At 37.4% G+C, this 20820-nt stretch carries 20 protein-coding genes; 10 read left to right on the top strand and 10 right to left on the bottom strand.

Annotated elements, in window-relative coordinates; genetic code table 11:
• The first annotated feature begins 16 nt into the window (after window positions 1-16).
• Window positions 17-406: an SRPBCC family protein gene (locus ACMGDK_RS10100; protein ID WP_436807840.1), complete on the top strand. Its 390-nt coding sequence runs from the start codon at window positions 17-19 to the stop codon at window positions 404-406.
• A 30-nt stretch (window positions 407-436) separates the two neighbouring features.
• Here the strand turns inward: ACMGDK_RS10100 and ACMGDK_RS10095 are convergent, their stop codons facing one another.
• Genes ACMGDK_RS10095 through bamG form a run of 3 tightly spaced genes read right to left on the bottom strand, consistent with a single transcriptional unit; the run spans window position 437 to window position 3405 of the window.
• Entirely contained in the window at window positions 437-1480 is a 1044-nt protein-coding gene (locus ACMGDK_RS10095) for an anhydro-N-acetylmuramic acid kinase (protein WP_436807839.1), read from the bottom strand.
• Window position 1481: 1 nt separating this feature from the next.
• Window positions 1482-2078: an LPS export ABC transporter periplasmic protein LptC gene (gene lptC, locus ACMGDK_RS10090; protein ID WP_436807838.1), complete on the bottom strand. Its 597-nt coding sequence runs from the start codon at window positions 2076-2078 to the stop codon at window positions 1482-1484.
• A gap of 1 nt (window position 2079) precedes the next feature.
• Entirely contained in the window at window positions 2080-3405 is a 1326-nt protein-coding gene (gene bamG / locus ACMGDK_RS10085; RefSeq protein WP_436807837.1) for a BamG family beta-barrel-assembly machinery protein, read from the bottom strand.
• A gap of 245 nt (window positions 3406-3650) precedes the next feature.
• Between bamG and ACMGDK_RS10080 the strand changes: the two genes are divergently transcribed.
• The 5 genes from ACMGDK_RS10080 (at window position 3651) to ACMGDK_RS10060 (ending at window position 9770) form a co-directional block, all read left to right on the top strand.
• On the top strand, window positions 3651-4769 hold the full coding sequence (locus tag ACMGDK_RS10080; RefSeq protein ID WP_436807836.1) for a DNA polymerase III subunit: 1119 nt from the start codon (window positions 3651-3653) through the stop codon (window positions 4767-4769).
• Between the two features lie 240 nt (window positions 4770-5009).
• Window positions 5010-5636 carry a TetR/AcrR family transcriptional regulator gene (locus ACMGDK_RS10075; RefSeq protein ID WP_436807835.1) on the top strand — a complete coding sequence of 209 codons (627 nt, stop codon included), beginning with the start codon at window positions 5010-5012 and terminating at the stop codon, window positions 5634-5636.
• A complete protein-coding gene (locus ACMGDK_RS10070; RefSeq protein ID WP_436807834.1) occupies window positions 5620-6933 on the top strand; it encodes a TolC family protein in 1314 nt (437 codons plus the stop codon). The genes ACMGDK_RS10075 and ACMGDK_RS10070 overlap by 17 nt, the downstream gene beginning before the upstream one ends.
• 16 nt (window positions 6934-6949) lie before the next feature.
• Window positions 6950-8059, top strand: a complete 1110-nt coding sequence (locus ACMGDK_RS10065; RefSeq protein ID WP_436807833.1) for an HlyD family secretion protein — start codon at window positions 6950-6952, stop codon at window positions 8057-8059.
• A gap of 133 nt (window positions 8060-8192) precedes the next feature.
• The gene (locus ACMGDK_RS10060) at window positions 8193-9770 is read left to right on the top strand and encodes a DHA2 family efflux MFS transporter permease subunit (protein WP_436807832.1); all 1578 of its coding nucleotides are present in this window, start codon (window positions 8193-8195) and stop codon (window positions 9768-9770) included.
• A gap of 196 nt (window positions 9771-9966) precedes the next feature.
• Here the strand turns inward: ACMGDK_RS10060 and ACMGDK_RS10055 are convergent, their stop codons facing one another.
• Complete coding sequence (locus ACMGDK_RS10055; RefSeq protein WP_436807831.1) at window positions 9967-10995, bottom strand: TQO small subunit DoxD; 1029 nt, start codon at window positions 10993-10995, stop codon at window positions 9967-9969.
• A 51-nt stretch (window positions 10996-11046) separates the two neighbouring features.
• On the bottom strand, window positions 11047-11406 hold the full coding sequence (locus tag ACMGDK_RS10050; RefSeq protein ID WP_436807830.1) for a hypothetical protein: 360 nt from the start codon (window positions 11404-11406) through the stop codon (window positions 11047-11049).
• 289 nt (window positions 11407-11695) lie between these two features.
• Between ACMGDK_RS10050 and ACMGDK_RS10045 the strand changes: the two genes are divergently transcribed.
• Window positions 11696-12244 carry a DNA-3-methyladenine glycosylase I gene (locus ACMGDK_RS10045; protein WP_436807829.1) on the top strand — a complete coding sequence of 183 codons (549 nt, stop codon included), beginning with the start codon at window positions 11696-11698 and terminating at the stop codon, window positions 12242-12244.
• A 54-nt stretch (window positions 12245-12298) separates the two neighbouring features.
• On the opposite strand, the gene ACMGDK_RS10040 is transcribed toward ACMGDK_RS10045, so the two are convergent.
• Window positions 12299-12691: a winged helix-turn-helix transcriptional regulator gene (locus ACMGDK_RS10040; RefSeq protein WP_436807828.1), complete on the bottom strand. Its 393-nt coding sequence runs from the start codon at window positions 12689-12691 to the stop codon at window positions 12299-12301.
• A 92-nt stretch (window positions 12692-12783) separates the two neighbouring features.
• Here ACMGDK_RS10040 and ACMGDK_RS10035 point away from each other — a divergent pair, with 92 nt between their 5' ends.
• The gene (locus ACMGDK_RS10035) at window positions 12784-13314 is read left to right on the top strand and encodes an NAD(P)H-dependent oxidoreductase (RefSeq protein ID WP_436807827.1); all 531 of its coding nucleotides are present in this window, start codon (window positions 12784-12786) and stop codon (window positions 13312-13314) included.
• A gap of 42 nt (window positions 13315-13356) precedes the next feature.
• Here the strand turns inward: ACMGDK_RS10035 and ACMGDK_RS10030 are convergent, their stop codons facing one another.
• The 3 genes from ACMGDK_RS10030 to ACMGDK_RS10020 form a co-directional block, all read right to left on the bottom strand.
• A complete protein-coding gene (locus tag ACMGDK_RS10030) occupies window positions 13357-14943 on the bottom strand; it encodes a patatin-like phospholipase family protein (RefSeq protein WP_436807826.1) in 1587 nt (528 codons plus the stop codon).
• 89 nt (window positions 14944-15032) lie between these two features.
• Entirely contained in the window at window positions 15033-15260 is a 228-nt protein-coding gene (locus tag ACMGDK_RS10025) for a hypothetical protein (protein WP_436807825.1), read from the bottom strand.
• 31 nt (window positions 15261-15291) lie between these two features.
• The gene (locus tag ACMGDK_RS10020) at window positions 15292-16191 is read right to left on the bottom strand and encodes a magnesium transporter CorA family protein (RefSeq protein WP_436807824.1); all 900 of its coding nucleotides are present in this window, start codon (window positions 16189-16191) and stop codon (window positions 15292-15294) included.
• 73 nt (window positions 16192-16264) lie between these two features.
• On the opposite strand from ACMGDK_RS10020, the gene ACMGDK_RS10015 reads away from it, so the two are divergent.
• Window positions 16265-17287 carry a 3-oxoacyl-ACP synthase III family protein gene (locus ACMGDK_RS10015; protein ID WP_436807823.1) on the top strand — a complete coding sequence of 341 codons (1023 nt, stop codon included), beginning with the start codon at window positions 16265-16267 and terminating at the stop codon, window positions 17285-17287.
• Between the two features lie 152 nt (window positions 17288-17439).
• Here ACMGDK_RS10015 and ACMGDK_RS10010 read toward each other — a convergent pair whose 3' ends face one another.
• Window positions 17440-18600 (bottom strand): thioredoxin family protein, encoded by a 1161-nt coding sequence (locus tag ACMGDK_RS10010; RefSeq protein ID WP_436807822.1) that lies wholly within the window; start codon window positions 18598-18600, stop codon window positions 17440-17442.
• 288 nt (window positions 18601-18888) lie between these two features.
• On the opposite strand from ACMGDK_RS10010, the gene ACMGDK_RS10005 reads away from it, so the two are divergent.
• Window positions 18889-20511 (top strand): helix-turn-helix domain-containing protein, encoded by a 1623-nt coding sequence (locus ACMGDK_RS10005; RefSeq protein ID WP_436807821.1) that lies wholly within the window; start codon window positions 18889-18891, stop codon window positions 20509-20511.
• The last annotated feature ends 309 nt before the right edge of the window (window positions 20512-20820 follow it).

Below are 20820 nucleotides of genomic sequence, written 5' to 3'. Positions count from 1 at the left end.
AATACAAAAATAAAAAATGAATTTAGAAGGACGAAAGATTATTGTCAATAAATCATCTAAAGAATTGTCTGAAATATTGAAATCGCCTGAAAACTATAAAGATTTTATGCCGGATGGTCTTCAGAAATTTGAAACCAAAGACAACGGGTTCAAATTCGGTCTTCAGGGTATGCCTGAAATTGCTCTGAAAATAGATGAAGTGAATGAGCAGAAAGCAGTTTTGAAATCTGCAAGCTCAAGTTTGGATTTTACTTTAACAGCGGCTTTAAATCCTATCAACGATGATCAAACTGAAGTTCAGATGCTTTTTGAGGGGAAATTCAATCCTTTCATCAAAATGATGGTTGAAAAACCACTTCAGAATTTTATCAATACACTGACAGATAAGATCGAAGCTTACAAATAATAAGAAAAACCTTCAGCAATGGAGGTTTTTTTATGCCAATACGCCTGAGCTATGATCTGCGGTACTGCCTGTTGCAGAAGAAAGGACATTGATCTCGTTCTTCATCCTTAAAACTCCCATAAAAGCAAAAATAAGCGCTTCTTTATGGTCAATAATCTGCCTTTCCGGAATGATGACGGTAAATTCTGTTTTTTCTCTGATCTTTTCGATAAGACATGTATTATAGCTGCCCCCGCCAGTGCATAGAACATTCTCTAAACGGTTTACATTAATGACATTTGAGATCTGCTGAGCCACATGCTCGATAAAGGTAGCCATAGCATTCGTTACATCAGAATTTTTAAGGAGTGGGAAAATAGCTTCGTTGCACCATTCAATTCCTAAAGATTTAGGATGTGCCTGATTATAAAAATCCAGGGAATTAAGCTTACCCAGAAGATCCTGGTCGACACTGCCTTTTCTGGCTAAATCTCCGTTTTCATCAAAGTTTTTATTGAATTTATTCGCAAGCCTGTTCAGGACAATATTGACAGGAGCAATATCAAAAGCTATTCTTTTACCATCCTGCTTTAGAGAGATATTGGAAAACCCTCCCAGGTTCAGGCATGCATCATAATCAGAAAAAAGCAGTTCGTCACCGATAGGGACTAAAGGAGCACCGTTTCCTCCCATCAATACATCCTGGCTTCTGAAGTCGTAAATAACCGGAAGCCCTGTTTCTATTTTGATGGCTCTTCCGTCTCCGATCTGAAGGGTAAACTTTTTTTTAGGCTGGTGAAAAACCGTATGGCCATGAGAGGCGATCAGATCAATATTTTCAAGATAATTACGGTCTATAAATTCTCTAACCTGATGGCCGAGATAAAAACCATATTCCGAATGAAGTTCCAGTAATTCTTCTGAAGATAAATGAATTGAGTTTCTGAGTTTTTCCTCCCAGTTTTGAGAATAGGGAAGGGTTTCAGCCTTTAAGATCTGAAAATTCCAGTCCTTCTTTTTTTCAAAAGCGGCGAAACAGATATCCAGACCATCCAGACTGGTTCCGGACATAAGCCCAATAGCCTGAATTTTCATATTACTGCGGTGTTTTTTTTTCTTCGAGTCTTTTGGTACTGAAATCCCCCGAATTATTGAAGAAAGTATATTCGGAAAAATCATCCTTGGCTGTCATACCATTGGCACCAACTAGGGTAGAGCCGTCTTCCATGGTGACATATACGGTATCTTTGGTGTAAATCCTTTTCTTTTTCTGATCCCAATAAATACTCTGCATCGCGAACCGCTGTCCTTCATTGGTGGTAATCCTTACATCGCCTTTGGCTTCGTAAAATCTTTTATACTCAAAAATGCGGGCATATTTAGCGGTAATCTTACCGGGAACTTTAGGTTTTTTCTTATCGAAAAATTCAATGTTGATACCTCTTTTAGCCACAATATAAGGACTGTCAATTAATTGATACTTTTCAATAATGGGTGCCTTGGCTTTTAAAGATATGAAGCCCGAATCCCGTTGTATGATATTGGCATTATTAATGATCTCTGACGGAAAGTTCTTGCTTTTGTTTCCATTAGCTTTGGTAAGATCTTCCTCACAGGATGTCAATATAAAAAATATAGCACAACTAAAAAGGCATGCTATATTTTTATATGATATTTTTATTGAAAAATTCATTTTAGTTGTACAGAGTCTTTCTGAACCATCTGTCAGCAAAGTTGAAGCCGACTTTTAAGTTGATGAAATTCTGGTTGATCAGGTTGTTATCAAGAGTTCCTCTTTTTCCTAGTTCCACACCCAGTTCAAGACCGCTCATTCTTGTAATGCTGCTTGTTTTGAATGGAAGCAATACTCCGGCAGAGATTCCAAACTTATTGATGCTGGTGCCATTTATCTTAAGATTTCCTCTCTCATAGAAAGCTCCATATCTGTAGGTTACTCTTGAGAAATAGTTTCTGAAGTTGTTATAATTCGGCAGATACCATCCTCCGGCAGAAATTCTGTAACTGTCCTGGAAGTCAAAAGTTTTTCCGAAATAAGAAATATCTTCCCCTTTTTTATAATCAAGCTGTCCTGAAAAGAACCAATGATTCTCACTTCCATACCCAACCCCTAAAGATGCCTGCAATGGAAGAAGGTTTTTAGAACTTGTGCTTTTCTGATCTACAATGGTTTCTAAAGCTTTAACAGTTTGTGCTACATCAGAATATCTATAAGTACTGTTGATATACTCAGTAGTCATATTGCTGGTATTGCCAAATGTAGCTGTAGCCCCGATGGTTAACTTTTTATCTGTACGCGTATTCACGCTTTGGTAGCTACCACCAAGAGTGAAGTTGAAGTTTTTGATCCTGTTTTTGGTTTCATAGCCATTGATGAATTCAGCGTTGGAAACTCCATCTTTATCATAAGACCTAAGCTCATTCAGATCATAAAGATTTCCAAAATATAGATTGGCTCTCAAACCTACTGCAAAATTTTGGTCTATTTTATAAGAAACAGCTGCCTGGGCCGTGTTCAGGGTTCCACTTCCTTTAAAACGATTGGTGTAATATCCGTTTAATACCTGAGCACCATCTACAGTTTCGTAGGTTTTAGTAGTATTTACAATCTCATAGCTCTTAGAACTGTAAGGCTGGTAAGATAGTCCCATCTTTACTTTTGGAGACAATGGAAATGCCAATGCAATATTAGAAAGATACGTAGAATGTTTGGTAGACTTCGTATCGTTATAATTTGTTTTGAAGTAATTGTTTTCGTTGGTAGCTTCCAGCCTGATGCTTGTAAGCTCGAAATTAGAGTTATTCGCAGGGTTTGCGAAATTGAAGCTGCTCGTGAAATCACTGATATAAGCAGTAGATATACCACCCATAGAGGCAGTTTCAATCGTATTATCATATTTTACATCTCCAATTCCATAAGTTGCATACGGAGAGTTACTTATACTCTGTGCATTTAGGAAGTATCCAACTGATATGAATGATACGGCAAAGATTTTTTTCATTCTTTATTTTTAAAACAATGCGCAAATATCTTAAATATTAATGAATTGTAAAAATTATATGTGGTTAAAGTTTGTTAAGGGGTATGAATAGCCATAATTATGCTGAATTATCAATTATGAATACGCTTTGCCCGTTATTTTTATACCTTATTTATAAATTGTATTATTAAAATTTACCATTTATTTGCGAAGCAAAATTCACATCTCAGAAATCATCCGTTCTAAAAATTCTTTATCTTTGGAACATGAATTGGGAGAACATCGCCGGACAGGAAAATCTGAAAAAACTTCTTCGTGAAAGCATTGCTGAAAACAGGGTAAGCCACGCCCAGCTTTTTTTAGGAAAAGAGGGATATGGTACATTTCCTATGGTTTTGGCTTATGCCAAAGAGATCTTTAGCCAGGAAAATGAGCATGCTGCTTCGAAAGTGGAACATTTAAACCATTTGGATCTGCATTTTAGTTTCCCTGTTTTTACAGATAACAAAAATTCTCTAAGTAAAAATAAATTTGAGGATTTCAGGGAAATGATCATGGCTTCTCCCTATGCAAGCTATGACGACTGGACAGCCTTCCTCGAATCTGAAAATAAACAGCTTTTTATTTCTGCAGACGAAATTGATGATCAGAACCAGAAGTTTGCATTAAAGAGTTTTGAAGGCGGAACTAAAATTCTGATTGTCTGGAGAGCTGATAAAATGAATATTGCTGCTGCGAATAAATTTCTGAAATTTTTGGAAGAACCACCCGCAAAAACGCTCATTCTTCTTACTGCTGAAACGGCCAATGATATTCTTCCGACAATTCTTTCAAGAACACAGATTGTAGAAATTCCGAGAATCAGTGATGAAGATCTGGAAAGCCATCTTAAAAAGAATTTTCAGATTTCAGAGGAAAAGGTTAGGGAGATTGTCCACGAAGCACAGGGAGATCTCAATGAAGCCTTGAAAATTTTAAATTCGGGACATAAAAGCGACGAATTTGAAAAGCTATTTATACAGTGGGTAAGGGATGCTTTCATGGTAAAAAAGAAGCCTCAGTTCCTTAAAAGCATTATCCTTTGGGCCAGAGAAATTGCTAGCTGGAATAGGGAAAAACAGAAAAATTTCCTGAACTACTGTTCTGAGATCTTCAGGCTTGCCCTGCTTCAAAATTACCAGTCTGAAAATTTGGTATACAAAAAGATTGATGCAGACGGCTTCAACTGGGACGGCTTTTCAAAATTCATCAGCGGCGCCAATATTGAAAGTATTCTGGAAGAAATCAGCACTGCAGATCTCCATTTAACCCGAAACGGAAATCCTAAAATTGTCTGGACAGACCTTGGGATTAAACTATCACGTTATATTCACAAAAACTCATAGTTCAGTCAAAATATACAGCTGAAAATTTTTAATGATATTAAAGTCCGGATCAGTTCCGGACTTTTCATATTGTGTGGAATTCTGGGGTTCTTAACTTTTATTTAAAATTTTCTTCTTTTTAATACAATTAGTTTTCAGCTCTTTACATTGGCAAATATTAAATATAAATTAAAAAATCAATCAATCGTTTGATTTGTTTGAAAACTTATGTAAATTTGCGCCCTGAAAAATAGAATTACTATGGTTTCAAAAGAAGAAAATATATTATTTGCTGCAGAGAAGCTTTTTGCTGAAAAAGGCTTCGAAGGGACTTCCACCAGGGAGATTTCTAAGGCGGCGAATGTAAATATCTCTATGATTTCTTACTATTTCGGGTCCAAGGAAAAACTGTACGAGAAATTAGTGGAATACAGAATGAACGAAGGACAGTTCTTCGCTAAAGATATCCTCGAAAGAACAGATATCAATGAATGGCAGAAAATAGAAAAGATTGTAGACCAGTTTTCCGGAAGAGTAAGACATCACAAATGTTTTTACAGAATTATGCAGCGTGAGCAGCTTCACACGGAAAACCCGCAGATCGTGGAATTTCTGAAGCAGACTAAGATGGGCTTTATCTCCATGTATTCGCAGGTCCTTGAAAGCGGACTGAAAAAAGGAATTTTCACTAAAAATCCTCCTATCTATCTACTTCATGCCACAGTAAGCGGAACCTTGTTTTATGCATCCAATGCCAAAGAGATGTACAAAGAATTCCTGAATGATACGGAAGACGATGAGATTTTTGACGAAAAGTACTACACAGAACTTAATAAACATATAAAATATTTACTAAAAGACCTTTTAGGTTATGAAGAGAATAAATAACTCGGTGTTGGCATTATCCCTTTTTATGGGAGTTACAGCCATAAATGCCCAGGAGAAAAAACAGCTCACTCTCGATGAAGCCGTGCAGCTGGGAATCCAGAACAGTAAAAATCTTAAGATTGATGCCACCAAGATCGAAGAAGCTACGGCAGATCTTTTGGAGGCCAAAAACAGACAGCTTCCAGAGTTGAAAGTTTCAGGCAGCTATATGTATCTTCCCACTAAGCCCACTATTGATCTAAAGCTTTCCGGTGTTTCGGGAGCGGGAGGTCCGGAAGTACATCAGGTTGCTTATGGATCGGTTAACCTAAGTGTCCCGGTTTATAGTGGCGGAAGAATCAAATATGGTATCCAATCTGCCAAATATTTGGTGGAAGCATCAAAGCTAAGTACAGAAAATGATAAAATAGCGATTGCTTATAATGTTGCCCAGGCTTATAATAATTTATTTAAAGCGAATCAATCCATCAAAGTTTTAGAAGAAAACCTTACGGCTTCTCAAAAAAGAGACGAAACCTTTCTTAAGCTTGAAAACAATGGGGTTATTGCAAGAAATGACCGTTTAAAAGCAAACCTGCAGACTTCAAATATCGAGCTGCAGCTATTGGAAGCTAAAAACAACTACAATATTGCCAACATCAATATGGACCTGCTTCTAGGAATCCCGGAAACTACAGAAATTGAAGTTGACCCGAATTATATCGATGAAGGTTCAGAAGTAAAAACAGTTGATTATTACGTAAATGAAGCCAGAGAAAACCGTAAAGACTTACAGGCTTTGGCTCAGCAAAGAAAAGCTGCGGAACGGGGTACAAAATCGGCAAAAGCTGAAAACCTTCCTTCCATAGCATTTACCGGAGGGTATGTAGCGGCAGACATTCCAAAATTCCTGACCATATACAATGCCGTGAATGTTGGAGTTGGAATTTCTTACAATTTATCCAATATCTGGAAAGAAAATTCTTCATTAAGACAATCTCAGGCAAGAGAAAAGCAGCTGGCAGCCAATGATGAATTGCTGAATGATAACATTAAACTTGATGTCAATAGAGAATATCAGAATACGGATTACTCTAAAAAGAGAATCTCCGTTTATGAGAAAGCTGCTGAGCAGGCTAATGAAAACTACAGGATTACCAAAAATAAATACGACAACGGCCTTGCAACCATGACAGAGCTTCTGGATGCAGACGCTGCCCAGATTTCAGCTAATGTAGGCGTGATCAATGCCAAGGCAGATGCCGCTTTAGCATACAGAAAACTATTACAGACAACAGGAACTTTAACAATTAAATAATCAGACTGAAACCAAAATGGAAAATAATAATAAACCAACCGTTGAACTTGAACCTAAAAAGAAAAAAAGTTTCGTTTTTCCTATCATCTTAGCCGCTGTAGTAATCGGTGGAGGGATCTATGGGTACAGAGCCTTTACTTACGGGCAGTATCACGAAGAAACTGACGATGCACAGATCACATCCAATATGGCGCCGGTAATTTCTAAAATTTCCGGTTATGTAGCAGAAGTAAAAGTAAAAGACAATCAGTTCGTAAAAAAAGGGGATACTTTGGTTATTCTTGATAACAGAGATCAGAAAATGGCTCTTGAGCAGGCTCAGGCTGCTTTGTCAACAGCCAGAAGTAATATTTCAAATGCAGAAGCTACGACTACGGCTACATCAAAAAATATAAGCTCTTCCCAGGCAGCAGTAACAACGGCCAATGCACAGATAGAAGCAGCAAAAGTAAACGTTTGGAAAACATCACAGGATTTGAAAAGATATGCCAACCTTGTAAAGGATCATTCTATTACAGAACAGCAATATGAGCAGGCTTTAGCGGCCAAACAGTCTGCGGACAGGCAGCTTCAGGTTTTAGTGGATCAGAGAAACCAGATTGCACAGCAAACTACCATTGCATCTTCTCAGACTGCAGCAAGCTCTCAGCAGATCAGTGTTGCAGGATCAGTAGCAAAACAAAGAGAAGTAGATGTGGAAAATGCTAAATTAAACTTATCATACACGGTGATCCTTGCTCCGGAAGACGGGTATGTTGGAAAAGTTTCTACTCAGGCAGGCCAGTATCTGCAAGCCGGATCACAACTTTTTGCTTTGGTTAAAAACGACCAGAAATGGGTTGTGGCCAACTTTAAAGAAACGCAGGTAGATAAAATGGTAGAAGGACAAAAAGTGAAAATTGAGATTGATGCCTTCCCTGACCAGGAATTTGATGGAGTTGTAAGCTCATTCTCTCCGGCAACAGGAGCTACTTTTTCAATCCTGCCTCCGGATAACGCCAGCGGTAACTTCGTAAAAGTGGTTCAGAGACTTCCTGTAAAAATCGATTTTGTAAATCTTGATAAGAATATTGCAAAGAGGCTGAGAACAGGAATGAACGTAAAAGCAGAAGTGTCGCTTAAATAATATTAAAACTGTGAAATAAGTGAATTGTCAATTTTGCTGATGCAAGTCAATGAATGAGGATAATATGAAGCTGAAAATTGACAACGAAGTTGATTAACCATTGGCAATTCACCTTTTTACATCGTAAAAAACTATGCAAGAATCATTAGTAGAATATGGAGCCCGGAGGGTGATCATCACGATCACAGCAATCCTTTGTGCTCTGCTTGAAATTGTGGACTCCACGATTGTGAATGTTGCCTTGAATGAGATGAAGGGGAATCTTGGAGCCACACTTTCTGAAGTAGGCTGGGTGATTACAGCTTATGCAATCGGTAACGTAATTGTGGTGCCGATGACGAGCTGGCTGTCACAGCAGTTCGGACGTAGAAATTACTTTGCAGCTTCCATCATTATATTCACCATATTTTCGTTTTTATGCGGAAATGCCACCAATATCTGGGAACTCGTATTTTTCAGGCTGATGCAGGGAATTGGCGGAGGAGCACTCCTGGTGACGTCACAGACGATCATTACAGAATCGTATCCTATTGAGAAAAGAAGTATGGCACAGGCCATTTATGGTTTGGGAGTAATTATTGGTCCAACCTTAGGTCCGCCATTGGGAGGATATATTGTAGATAATTTCAGCTGGCCGTATATTTTCTATATCAATATTCCGATTGGGATTGCAGCAACGCTGATGACTTTACAGTTTGTAAAAAGTCCGAAATATGCTGAAAAACGAAAGGCTTCAGATGTAGACTGGATCGGAATTGCCTTACTGGCAGTTACCGTGGGATCTTTACAGTTTATTCTGGAAAGAGGCCATGAAGAAGACTGGTTTGAAAGCGGAATGATCGTAACATTTACCATATCGGCCATCTTAGGGTTCATCCTTTTCCTATGGCGGGAACTTACATTTAAATATCCCATTGTGGAGCTAAGGGTATTGAAAAACGGGAACTTAAGGATCGGAACGGTGATGTCATTCGTTTTAGGATTCGGATTGTATGGTTCCACATTCATTGTACCACTGTATACGCAGAGTATTTTAGGATGGACGGCCTTGCAGTCGGGAGCCTTGATGATTCCCGCAGCACTGACAACAGCCTTTATGATGCCAATTATCGGAAGGCTTCTTTCAAAAGGGGCAAAACAGCAGATCCTGGTATCTTTAGGGCTCTTCATCTTCTTTGTCTATAGCTTCTGGGGGTATAAAATCCTGACACCAGATACCAGTAAAGATGCTTTTTTCTGGATGCTGATTGTAAGGGGAGCCGGCTTGGGACTTCTGTTTATCCCGATCACTTCACTGTCATTGAGTACACTGAAAGGGCAGGAAATTGGTCAGGGCGCAGCATTTACAGGGATGATGCGACAGCTAGGAGGTTCATTTGGGATTGCGGCGATCACTACGTTTATTGCCAATGCAGGACAGAAGTACAGGCTCAACCTGATCTCCCATCTGGATGAAAACAGTTTTGATGTACAGCAACGCCTGAACGCATTAAAAGCCAGCTTTGTTGCAAAAGGAATGACTCCCGACGCAGCGATGAATGCAGCCTATAAAATGCTGGATTTATCAGTCACAAAACAGGCTACAGTGCTTTCGTATATGGATGTCTTCCTCTATTTAGGAGTTATATTCCTCGTATGTATACCGTTTATCCTTTTTATTAAAGAAAGGAAAAGCAAAGAAAAAATAGATTTAAGTGAAGCCATGCACTAAATCGATTCAATACAAAACCTCCGAATTTCCGGAGGTTTTTTTATGTAAATGATACGAATGTTCTTACTAAAGATGCTTCGACTCCGCTCAGCATGGCAATGTTAAAAGAAGATTGTTAAAAAAAGTTCATATTTGAAATGTCATGCTGAGCGGAGCCGAAGCATCTCACTTATTATTCTTAAAAACTTAAAAACCCTTAATGGTTAAAAGTTATAATCCTCGCCGTCCATTCAATACCACTAATGTCAATCAGTTTTATAGCGTGAATCATTTCTTTTTCCACTAAAATATCCTTGAGATTCAATGTAAGATCCGCCTTTGAGCCAAGAGGAATAACCAGGCTGTGCTTTCCCGGCTTTACTTTAGCTACATAATAATTCCTGATGTTTTCTTTTGGAAATTTTGAAAGCTCTGTATGATTTAAGGCTTTTATAATCTTTCCGTTTTTATCCAGAATATGAATACCAATCAGAAAAGAACCATAGACATCTACACCTTCCGTTCGGTAAATTTCAAAGGTTAGATCTGTATTGACTAAAGAAATATTTGAAATCTCAATCTTCGGTTTTACAGATTTATTGTGTAGGGTTCCCCAGACTCCGCCATGAAAGTACTGGTTGGTATACAGCGTAAGTCCAAAAATGAATAACGAGCCTGCAAGTACAAGGGTTTTCGGTTTTGACAAAGGAAGAACACCAGATCCCAGCCAGAGAAACCATTTTTTATGGGTAAAGTTCTTACTGCTCTTGATAAAGTGGTGATCAAGAGAAAAAGGGCCGCTCCCGGTAAGGAATAAAACAAATCCTCCTGCAATTCCCAAAACTCCGATCTGCCATTCATCAAGACAGGTGGTTCCGATCCAGCCGGAACCCAACAGGATTCCCATCGCAAGACCGAAAATACCGATGCTCATTAATCTGGTAAATAATCCCAGAATAATAAAGAGTCCTACAACAGCTTCAACAATGGTAAACGTAACCATGGAAGTATGTAAAACATCCGGATGGGTGACCAGATATTTTATAAAAGGTTTTATTCCTAAGGCATTGGGCAGAAAATGATTGAATTTTTCCCCGATATATCCGGCTTCATCCGGAATAAGCTTGTTTTCGAGAACGAGTCTCCGCCAGAAAGCTGAAAAGTAGGTCCATCCGATCACGAGACGGAGTGATAATGTGTAGAGTCCGGCCAGGTCATAAGACTGGCTGTCTGAAGTATGTTTCATTGAAATTTATTGTATTAAAAAACTGTTTATTAAAATTGATCCGGTTAAAATCTAAATCAGATCTAATTTCAGTCTTTTAAATAGAATATATTTTGGCGGACTGTTTCCGGTAGAATGTCCGGAATATTCGTTTAAAGTAATTTTTTTCTCTCCAAAACTGAAAACTGTATTTGAATTGAAAAGAGAACCTTTGCTTTTAAGCTTAATATTAGCCTTTGAAAGGATGGTTCGGGCAGATGAAGTATCAGCGGAGAGGTCACATGCAGATACTGAACCGGTTGTTGTTTTTATTTTATTTAAACCGCTGATATGCTGGATATCAAAAATACCGAGGACATCTCTTTTTACAGAACACGGGGATAATGAAAATGCCAGTATAAGCATCATGATGAATGCTTTGTGATTTTTCATATGGTTTCCTGATATTGGCATTTTTACAAAACTACACTTTATTTTAGATGTAAGCTTATGAATTGCAGGAATTCATGCTGCCAGTCCACAATTAAGTAGAGTAAACAATTGTCAATGACCTTGAAATGATTTTTCCGGCAATCATTTTCATCTCAGAGTTTCTTTTCAGTCCTGGAAAATAAATATGATATTATTTAAAATTTACAATGCTGCTGACTAACAGTTGTCACAAACCTGTCTTATCTTTATCGTCTGAATTGTTCATAACCAAAACAGAAAATTGATTTTAATGAGTTATTGTTTAGCCATAGAAGGAATGCAGCCTGAAAGCAGAAAAGAGCTGCATAAAAATTACCACGACAATTATTACGGATTCCCAATTCATAATGACAATGAACTTTTCGGAAGGCTTATTCTGGAAATTAATCAGGCAGGACTGAGCTGGGAGACCGTTTTAAAGAAAGAAGAGAGCTTTAGGAAGGCCTACAACAATTTTGATATTCAGGCTATCGCTGCCTATACGGAAGACGATCGCGAAAGGCTTATGAATGATGCCGGAATCATAAGAAACCGGCTTAAAATAAATGCTGCCATTGAAAATGCTAAGACCGTTATAGAATTACAGAAAGAATTCGGATCATTTGAAAAATGGCTGGAACATCATCATCCGAAAACCCTTCAGGAATGGATGAAGCTGTTCAAAAAAACATTCAAGTTTACGGGTGGAGAAATTGTGAATGAATTTTTGATGAGTACAGGATATCTGAAAGGTGCTCATGCCGAGAGCTGCCCTGTTTATCATCACGTGCTGAAACAGAAACCGCTTTGGATGGACTAGAGTAATGAATTCTGATTGTAGAAACGGACTTTAGTTAAAATCTAAATTTAGTATTTATAATTTTTGTGATTCTGAAGCAGAATCTATATTTTTCATGATTTCCTTATGCTCCTTGCCCCATTTTTCGAATTCCAGGATAATAGGCTTTAGTTTATAACCGATCTCGGTAAGCTCATATTCCACACGTGGCGGAACTTCAGCATAAACAGTTCTGGTGATGATTTTATCTTCTTCCAGCCTGCGGAGTTGTAGCGTGAGCATACGTTCTGTGATATTGTTCAGCTTTTTTCTGAGCTCTCCGAATCTCAGCTTACCATTGATGAGGTAGCAGCAGATGGCAAGCGCCCATTGTCCGCCGATAGTATTGGACGCATAGATCTCGGGACATTCATCAGAAAGGGCTTTCTTATTGGCAAAATTGGTGGATGTTTCCTTTATTTTGGTCATTACTTACATTTTTTATAGTACCATACAATTGGGCACTACTATTTAAAATGTAAGTTACGTATATTATTTTTGCTGAAGAAATTTAACAAGAAATGAAAACATTAATCATAGTTATTCACCCGGATATAGAAAAATCAGTAATCAATAAAAGATGGATTAAAGAATTGCAGAAATATCCTGAAAAATATACTGTTCATTCATTGTATGAAGCCTATCCGGATGAAAAGATCGATACCGCGAAAGAGCAGCAACTCATGGAGTCTTATGACAGGATTGTTTTTCAGTTTCCGTTTTACTGGTTCAGCAGTCCGCCGCTTTTAAAAAAATGGTTTGATGAGGTTCTTCTTTATGGCTGGGCATACGGGAGCAAAAGTGGTTATAAACTTGGCGGGAAGAAAATGACATTGGCTGTTACAGCAGGAATTGATGAAGAAGGTTATAGCGCCTCCGGGAAATATAAATATACCATGAACGAGCTTTTCCGTCCGTATGAACTGACTTTTGACTACATCAAAGCTGAGTATAAAGAACCATTTGTTTATTACGGAATAGAAAACGATCCTTCGGAGGAATGGGTTGAAAGGAGTGTACCGATGTATCTGGAGTTTTTGGATGATTTGTGATTAAAGTTTTGTAATCGTGATCTTGAAAATATTAACAAATCCTTACCCCACCGTCGGCGTATCCTCTTCCTTCAAAATCTTTTTCTCCTTCATCGAAAGCATCATCCTTTCATACTTATATTTCTCCCAGTCAAACTGATTGAGAAAGTCGAGGGCAGCCTGGAAGCCTCTGTTGAAAAGATCCTCTTTTTCCTCTCTTTTCATGAAGAAATTCAGCCAACTGCTTGTACCGCAATTAACGGATTGAATGCTGTAAAGACGGTAAAAACTGTGCTTGGTTAAAAATGATTTGTCGTTAAACCCTTTTAATGTGCTGATAATGTTTCCCGCGTAAGAAAAAGGGGTTTTGAGGATTTCCTCACTGGTTTTTCCTTTCTCCGAAAGGATATCGGAATCACTCGTAAGCTGTACCCCGAAAAGCGGCATTCTCGGATAAAATACATCGCTGGCGTGGAAAATGTCAATGGGAAAATTGGAAATGCTTCCCCCATCAATAAATATTCCGACAGGGTAGATGTTTTCCGGCTTCGTACTCATCCAGAATTTCCAGGCATATTTCACAGAATCATCATCCTTATTGATTCTTTTCTGAAAGGGTTCAAAAAAGAAAGGGACAGACATGGAAGCCCGTACAAACTCAGCTGGACTTATATGCTTCAACTCTTCTTCCGACCAGTATAAATTGGCCATTGTGGGAAGCTCTACTTTTATTTTGGCATTAATATCAGTCGTAATTACAACATATTCCGAGCGAAGCTGGTAGAAGGGATTGTTCTTATAATAATCATTGTTGAGGGCACTTTCATAGAATATCCTGTAACTTGTTTGGTCAATATGTTCAAGATTTTTTTCCTTGATTGCTTCTATACTTTTCAGAGCCATCGTATAATATTCCTGGCCATTTCCATAACGGTAATTAAGGTTGAGGTCCTGTTCTTTCCGGATAAATTTCTCATTAAGATGAGCCACTGTTTTGATTCCGAAGTCATCCAAGACATTTTGCATCGTATTTAAAAACGTATTTCCAGGATTGAATCCGCTGTTTTGCTTCCGGAAATCATTATAGAACTTTTTAATGCAGAAAAAAGCAATAATTACCGGAATCAACGGAATCAGGAAAAGAAGTTTTGCATTAAGCGTAGTTTCAGGCTGAGCAACAAAAGGGATAATTACAAGGATGATCATAATAACCGCTGCAATAATGGCATTGATCTTAAGGAAATCCTTATTGTTCAGGATCGCATGGATGGTGGTTTTAACATAGGTTTTTCCGTCCATGAAATCTGCAAAATTCCAGCTGAAGAGAATATCCTTAATCACTTCACTTTTTGCCTCCTCTTTCGTTTTACAGGCGGCAATAAGCATAGTATTGATTGCACCGGCACTGGTTCCTGCTACTTTCAGAAAACGTACCCCGAAAATTTCCAGGCCATAAAGGTAGCCAACCAGTGCACTTCCCCAGACACCACCTCCTTCCTGAACAAACTCTACATATTGGTTTCCCTGAGCATCCAGCAGGTCAGAAAATTCCCGGGAAGAAATATTCTCATGCAGGGCAGAGAGTTTTTCTTTAGATTCCCTGGAAAGCACATTTTCCTCGAGGATTTTATTTAGAATTTCGGTTTTCATGGTGGTTTGGTGTTTATTGTGACTGAACAGTCAATCATGAAAAAGTTTCTTCTATACAACGAAAAAACATTTCTTGATAAGCTTATCAACTATTTTTCAAAACAAAACTCTTGATTTACTTTGAAGGTATTTTCATCTGCATTAAAGTCCAGAAATCCAATATTTGTTAATTCATTTAATATATTTTTTAAAGCTTTACTTTTTTCTGTTCCTGACCAATAATATGACTTAAACTTGGGAAAATTGTCTTCAGGTATTAGTTCTAATTTCAATGCAATCTCATGCATTGCAATGTCAATATCCGTCCAATCTTTCATTTTTTTATTTATTTGATTCTCTTTAATTCCATTACCATTGTTTTCTCCTCGCATAAATAAATGTACAGATTACGACTAGTGCCATAGCGCCTACAGTTATAAAATATCCATATTTATGGTGCAGCTCAGGCATATTGTCGAAATTCATTCCGTAAAGTCCGGCAATAAAAGTGATCGGCAAAAAATACACTGAATAAATAGCCAAGACTTTCATGACCTGGTTGGCCTTCTGATCCGACAATGCAAGGAACATCGAAATAAGGTTGGTAATCTGAATATTCAGATGGTCAAAGTCTGCCACTACATCTTTGTGCTTATCTTTTAAATCTACGATTTCGGAATCCTGAAGGTTTAATAATTTAAACTTATCTACAGCGTCTGTGGAAATAACCAGTACCCTGGAATTCAGTCCTGATTTCCTTTTCAGCTTATACAGTCTTCGGATCTGGTTGGTATGGTTCGTGTTTTTAAGGAAAATTTCGTTTTCGATATTATCCATGGTTTCCAGAAGGCTTACCGATTCATCATCGAAACTTTTCATGATCAGAATCGCGATCATTAAAGCTATTTTTGACGGTGGAACTTCTGTCTGCATACTGGTAAGCTGTTTCTTCGTCTCCGAGATACTTTTGGTCTTCATCCTGTGGATGGTAATAATGGTATTTTCCAGCAAGAAAATCCCGATTTTTGTGCTGATATCACTTATGGTATTCAGATTTTTACGTTCCAGTTCCGTGCTTTCGCGGAGAAGAAAGAATCTTATATTACCATCCTCTTCATATTTCGGAAGGTGGTTAGGATCCATCGTATCTTCCAGGAGAAGATTGTTGATTTCATATCTTTCGTGAAGAAATTTCAGGTCTTCCGCAGTGGGAGCCTCTACATCTACCCATTCACATTGGGAGTCTCTGTATATCGTGTCGATTGGCATACAATAAAAATACTAATATTTTGAAAAACTATGTGTTAAATAATTTTATCTTTGCCAAAATTAAAAAAACTATATGATTAAAAGTACAATAAAAGGAATTGGATTTTATGTTCCAGATAATGTTGTTACGAATGATGATTTAGCAAAACTGATGACCACCAATGATGAATGGATTACAGAAAGAACGGGTATTAAAGAAAGAAGACACAGACAAAATAGAAATGATTCTCAGGAAACCACTGCTTATTTAGCTTTCAAAGCTTCTCAAAAAGCCCTTGAAAAAGCAAGCCTTACTGCTCAGGATATAGATTATATTGTTTTTGCAACGCTTTCTCCGGACTATTATTTCCCGGGTTGTGGTGTTTTGCTTCAGGATATGCTGGGCTGTGACACCATAGGTGCTTTGGACGTAAGAAACCAATGTTCCGGATTTGTGTATGCAGTAAGTGTTGCCAATGCTTTTATCAAATCAGGAACCTATAAAAATATACTTGTAGTAGGTGCGGAGATTCATTCCTTCGGACTTGATTTTTCTGATGAGGGAAGAGGTGTTTCTGTGATCTTTGGAGATGGGGCAGGAGCCATCATACTTTCAGCAACGGAAGATGAAAATGCAGGCGATATTTTAGCAGTGAATATGCATTCTGAAGGGAAATATGCCGATGAACTGTGTACACAGTTCCCGGGTTCCAAATTCGGGTGGAGCGACAGAATGAGAAAAGAACCGGAAAATGTGACCAATAAGGAAGTTTATCCTATCATGAACGGTAATTTTGTATTCAAGCATGCGGTAACAAGATTCCCTGAAACAATGCAGGAAGCTCTGGATAAAGCAGGTAAAACCATTGAAGATCTTGATATGTTCATTCCTCATCAGGCGAATCTTAGAATTGCACAGTTTGTACAGCAGAAATTCGGACTTCCGGATGAGAAAATTCATAATAATATTCAGAAATACGGAAATACAACGGCAGCTTCTATTCCTATTGCATTAAGTGAAGCAATTGAAGAAGGGAAAATCAAAAGAGGAGATCTTGTCCTTCTTTCAGCTTTCGGAAGTGGGTTTACGTGGGGAAGTGTATTGTTTGAATATTAATCGTTGGCCAATAGACAAATAGTAAAGGTAAATAACCAACCTCCAACCGATAATTCCCTTTGCCAGGGTAGATCGAAGATCTTACGGGTGGTCTAAATAAAAAGAATCCGCCGAGCAAAGCTCGGCGGATTCTTTTTATAATAATTATTGAATTAAAGACTCTTTAGTAGCTTTTCAGTATCCGTTGAATCCTGTCCTGTACTTTTAGCCAGCTGAACAGACTTTTCAGCCCAGATCTTAGCATTCTTTTTATCTCCTATTTTGTTGTAAAGATTAGCCAGTGTATCTGTATTCGCATAGTTTTCATCTTTTTTTACAGATTCCTGGGCCCAGCTTACTGCTTTTTCCAGAGAAGATTTGTTGCTTACGTTTTCGAAAAAATTCCACGCTAAAGAATTTAGTTCCTCAGAACTTGCTGTAGAAGGATCTTTGTACAGTTCCAGCATTAATTTCTCATAAGTTTGGATATCTTTATTCTTTAAAGCTCTGCTTGCTTTTGCTCTTTTTAATATTTTTTCAGCCTCGTCTTTTGTCATAAACTTTTGCGATTCAGCTAGAAAATAATTGTCATTCCAGGATTTTGTATCTGCATTGTAAGACTTTTTAAGAACCGTATTAAGCTTAATGTTTTTGTCGAATTTTGCATACTTTTCTTCTGGGAAGATCTTGATAATTTCAGATTTTTTTGCCTGGAATGTTTTATATAGAGGGCTTTCTGTGCTTTGTGTTCCTGAAATAAGCATTTGTACATCTTCCTGGTCAAGTGTTGTTTTCTGCTGAAAATAACGGTCAAGTACCTTTCCTGCAAATTCTGAATCATTATAGATCGTCAATCCTGCAAGATTTTTTAAAAACTCAGGATCTTTTTCTCCATTTTCAAACTTTTGCTTTAATGCGGTAAGTCTTTTATTAGGATCTTCGGCATCTTTGGCAAACTGGATGAAATCTTTTTCTTCCACATAGCCTAATGTTCTGTGTACTTCCTCTCCATCACCGTTAATGAAAAGATAAGTGGGAAATGCTTTTACATTGTATTTCTTGGCCAGACCTATTCCTTCTCCTTTCTCCATATCTATTTTTGCATTTACGAAATGGGAATTGTAAAAATCTCCAACGGTCTGAAGAGGAAAAATATTTTTCACCATCAGTTTACAAGGGCCACACCATGATGCATAAGCATCTACAAATACAAGTTTATTCTCTTTTTTTGCTTTTGCAAGGATAGCAGAGAAATTGCTGTCTTCAAATTTAATTCCCTGCGCCAATGCGAGAACTCCTATAAATAAAGAAGAAAATAATGCTATTTTTTTCATAAAAACTTTTTATTGATTACAAATGTAATAATTATGTCAACAAATAAGTCGGCGCAGAGAGAAAATAGTTACGGATATTTTATTTTAATATATAATAAATCTATTTAAGGTGAGTATTATTGATAAAATGTTATTAAAATAAATGTTATTAAGATTTTTAGTTAAAAAAATTAAATAATAGAAGAATATTTTAATAAAATATAAAATATTAGTAGCTTTGTAAAAACAAAAAGACACCCCATGAGAATGATGAATTATTATAAAATCAAAATAATAATTTATTTTTTTATGTCTAGAGGTCTGCTGAAACTTTTGTTTTTGTTCATTACTGCTGTCCCCATCTGGGCACAGAAAAAATACAATTTTGACCAGATCTGTGAAAGAACATCTGTTCAGGTGGCGCAAAAGAATATTCCCGAAGCTTTAAAAACAGCAGATTCATTATACATGAAGGCGCAGAAACCTTTGGATAAAGTAAAAAGTCTTTTACTTTCTGCCGAACTGTACCACTCGGCTGGTGAATTCAAAAAGTCCATATGTTATGGTGAAAATGCCCATTCCCTGCTTCGGCAGATTGATGATGCAGAATGGCTTTGCCGTGTCAATGAATTTTTGGCAAAAGAGTATCGGTTGGTTGGGCTCTTTGAAAGATCAAAAAAATATACGCTGGAAGGCATTGAAGGAGCAAAAAGCATCACTAATATCCAAAAAAGAGGAGAAGTGCTGGGGCTGCTGAACCAGGAAATGGCCTATTATGAAATCGAACAGGGAAGCTATCCGGATGCTGTAAAGTATATTCAAAAATCATTACACTCTTTTGGAGAAGATAATATTCAGGATAATGAACGGGCTGTAGCAGCTTCTTACCAGCTTCTTGGTGATGTATATTTTAAACTTAAAGATTACGTGACTGCTGAAAACAATTACAGGAAAGCAGAATCGTTGCTTAAAGATAAATGTTGCATTCTGGGTTTGGTATATAATGGACTGGGTGGCATACGTCTAAAACAGAAAAACTGGAAAGACGCTGAAATTTACCTGAAAAAAGCAGAAAATATAGCGGACAGTTCACGTAGCCTCAAGCTTAAGAAAACCGTATACTCCAATATTAATGATTATTATGAAGGAACAGGCGATAGCGTCAAAGCTTCCCTTTATGCAGTAAAATATGTAAGAGCTTATGACAGCCTTATTGCAAGAAACCGTGAATTTACACTTAAAAGTCCCGAAATCTTAGTTAAGCCTAATAAAAAAAGTGCCCGGATCAGTATTGTTAAAAATACAGCAATTATTGTCCTGCTTTCCGCTCTGATTGCCCTTGTTGTTTTCTTCAGAACCAAACAGAAAAAGCAGCATGCCAAATTCAGGAATATTATAAGGACCCAGCTGCAGATGATCAGCTCACGCAGCGAGCCTTTACCTTTAAAAAGAGAAAATTCTGATTTTTCAAATATTTCTGTAGAAGAAGTAGATGACAGGGTAGCAGAAGATAGCAAAAAAAGAAGCGAATCCCTGATGACTTCCGAGACAGAATCAAAGCTTCTGGAGCTTCTGGAGGAATTTGAAAAAGGAGAGCTGTACAACAACAAAAATATGTCTTTATCATTTTTGGCTGCAGAACTGAATACCAATACAAAATACCTGTCATATGTAATTAACCGTCATAAGTGCGCGGATGTCAAAACATACGTTAACCGTTTAAGGATTAATTATATTGTAGATAAGCTCATCAATGATGACAAATACAGACAATATAAAATAAGTATCCTTGCTGAGGAATGCGGTTTTTCCTCACACAGTAAATTCGCTTCAGTATTTAAGGCGGTGACTGATTTTTCGCCCTCGGCTTATATTAAATATCTGGATGAAAATCAATCAGATAAAAATACCCATTTTCCTGAAAACAATTAAAAAGCAGAGGTTTTTAAGTATTCTGTCTTTTCATTTTCATGAAAACAGCTAACCTATTGTTTTACGTAAGACCTTCACATCTATATCTTTGCGCCAGCTTTATAGGAACAGGCATACTGCTGTTTGTCACTCATATTTTAATCTTCATTCCGGTAAAGCAGCACAGCGCTCAAATTCAAACACTAAAATTATTAGATGTGTAAAATATCTCTGATCATTTTATGCTAACCATGAAAACTTTAAGCTAGTAAATTAAACGGATGGCAACTTCAACAGCTGTATTGACATATGCATTTTCTATTGAGCTTT

It is taken from the genome of Chryseobacterium hilariae (assembly GCF_051400735.1).
In the GTDB taxonomy this organism is placed as follows: Bacteria; Bacteroidota; Bacteroidia; order Flavobacteriales; family Weeksellaceae; genus Chryseobacterium.
This window is presented reverse-complemented; position numbering and strand designations above follow the sequence as displayed.

Bases quoted from the DNA above. Each gene is read 5' to 3' on its own strand.
- ACMGDK_RS10100 (WP_436807840.1), top strand. From the start codon at position 17: ATGAATTTAGAAGGACGAAAGATTATTGTCAATAAATCATCTAAAGAA.
- ACMGDK_RS10095 (WP_436807839.1), bottom strand. From the start codon at position 1,480: ATGAAAATTCAGGCTATTGGGCTTATGTCCGGAACCAGTCTGGATGGT.
- lptC (WP_436807838.1), bottom strand. From the start codon at position 2,078: ATGAATTTTTCAATAAAAATATCATATAAAAATATAGCATGCCTTTTT.
- bamG (WP_436807837.1), bottom strand. From the start codon at position 3,405: ATGAAAAAAATCTTTGCCGTATCATTCATATCAGTTGGATACTTCCTA.
- ACMGDK_RS10080 (WP_436807836.1), top strand. From the start codon at position 3,651: ATGAATTGGGAGAACATCGCCGGACAGGAAAATCTGAAAAAACTTCTT.
- ACMGDK_RS10075 (WP_436807835.1), top strand. From the start codon at position 5,010: ATGGTTTCAAAAGAAGAAAATATATTATTTGCTGCAGAGAAGCTTTTT.
- ACMGDK_RS10070 (WP_436807834.1), top strand. From the start codon at position 5,620: ATGAAGAGAATAAATAACTCGGTGTTGGCATTATCCCTTTTTATGGGA.
- ACMGDK_RS10065 (WP_436807833.1), top strand. From the start codon at position 6,950: ATGGAAAATAATAATAAACCAACCGTTGAACTTGAACCTAAAAAGAAA.
- ACMGDK_RS10060 (WP_436807832.1), top strand. From the start codon at position 8,193: ATGCAAGAATCATTAGTAGAATATGGAGCCCGGAGGGTGATCATCACG.
- ACMGDK_RS10055 (WP_436807831.1), bottom strand. From the start codon at position 10,995: ATGAAACATACTTCAGACAGCCAGTCTTATGACCTGGCCGGACTCTAC.
- ACMGDK_RS10050 (WP_436807830.1), bottom strand. From the start codon at position 11,406: ATGAAAAATCACAAAGCATTCATCATGATGCTTATACTGGCATTTTCA.
- ACMGDK_RS10045 (WP_436807829.1), top strand. From the start codon at position 11,696: ATGAGTTATTGTTTAGCCATAGAAGGAATGCAGCCTGAAAGCAGAAAA.
- ACMGDK_RS10040 (WP_436807828.1), bottom strand. From the start codon at position 12,691: ATGACCAAAATAAAGGAAACATCCACCAATTTTGCCAATAAGAAAGCC.
- ACMGDK_RS10035 (WP_436807827.1), top strand. From the start codon at position 12,784: ATGAAAACATTAATCATAGTTATTCACCCGGATATAGAAAAATCAGTA.
- ACMGDK_RS10030 (WP_436807826.1), bottom strand. From the start codon at position 14,943: ATGAAAACCGAAATTCTAAATAAAATCCTCGAGGAAAATGTGCTTTCC.
- ACMGDK_RS10025 (WP_436807825.1), bottom strand. From the start codon at position 15,260: ATGAAAGATTGGACGGATATTGACATTGCAATGCATGAGATTGCATTG.
- ACMGDK_RS10020 (WP_436807824.1), bottom strand. From the start codon at position 16,191: ATGCCAATCGACACGATATACAGAGACTCCCAATGTGAATGGGTAGAT.
- ACMGDK_RS10015 (WP_436807823.1), top strand. From the start codon at position 16,265: ATGATTAAAAGTACAATAAAAGGAATTGGATTTTATGTTCCAGATAAT.
- ACMGDK_RS10010 (WP_436807822.1), bottom strand. From the start codon at position 18,600: ATGAAAAAAATAGCATTATTTTCTTCTTTATTTATAGGAGTTCTCGCA.
- ACMGDK_RS10005 (WP_436807821.1), top strand. From the start codon at position 18,889: ATGTCTAGAGGTCTGCTGAAACTTTTGTTTTTGTTCATTACTGCTGTC.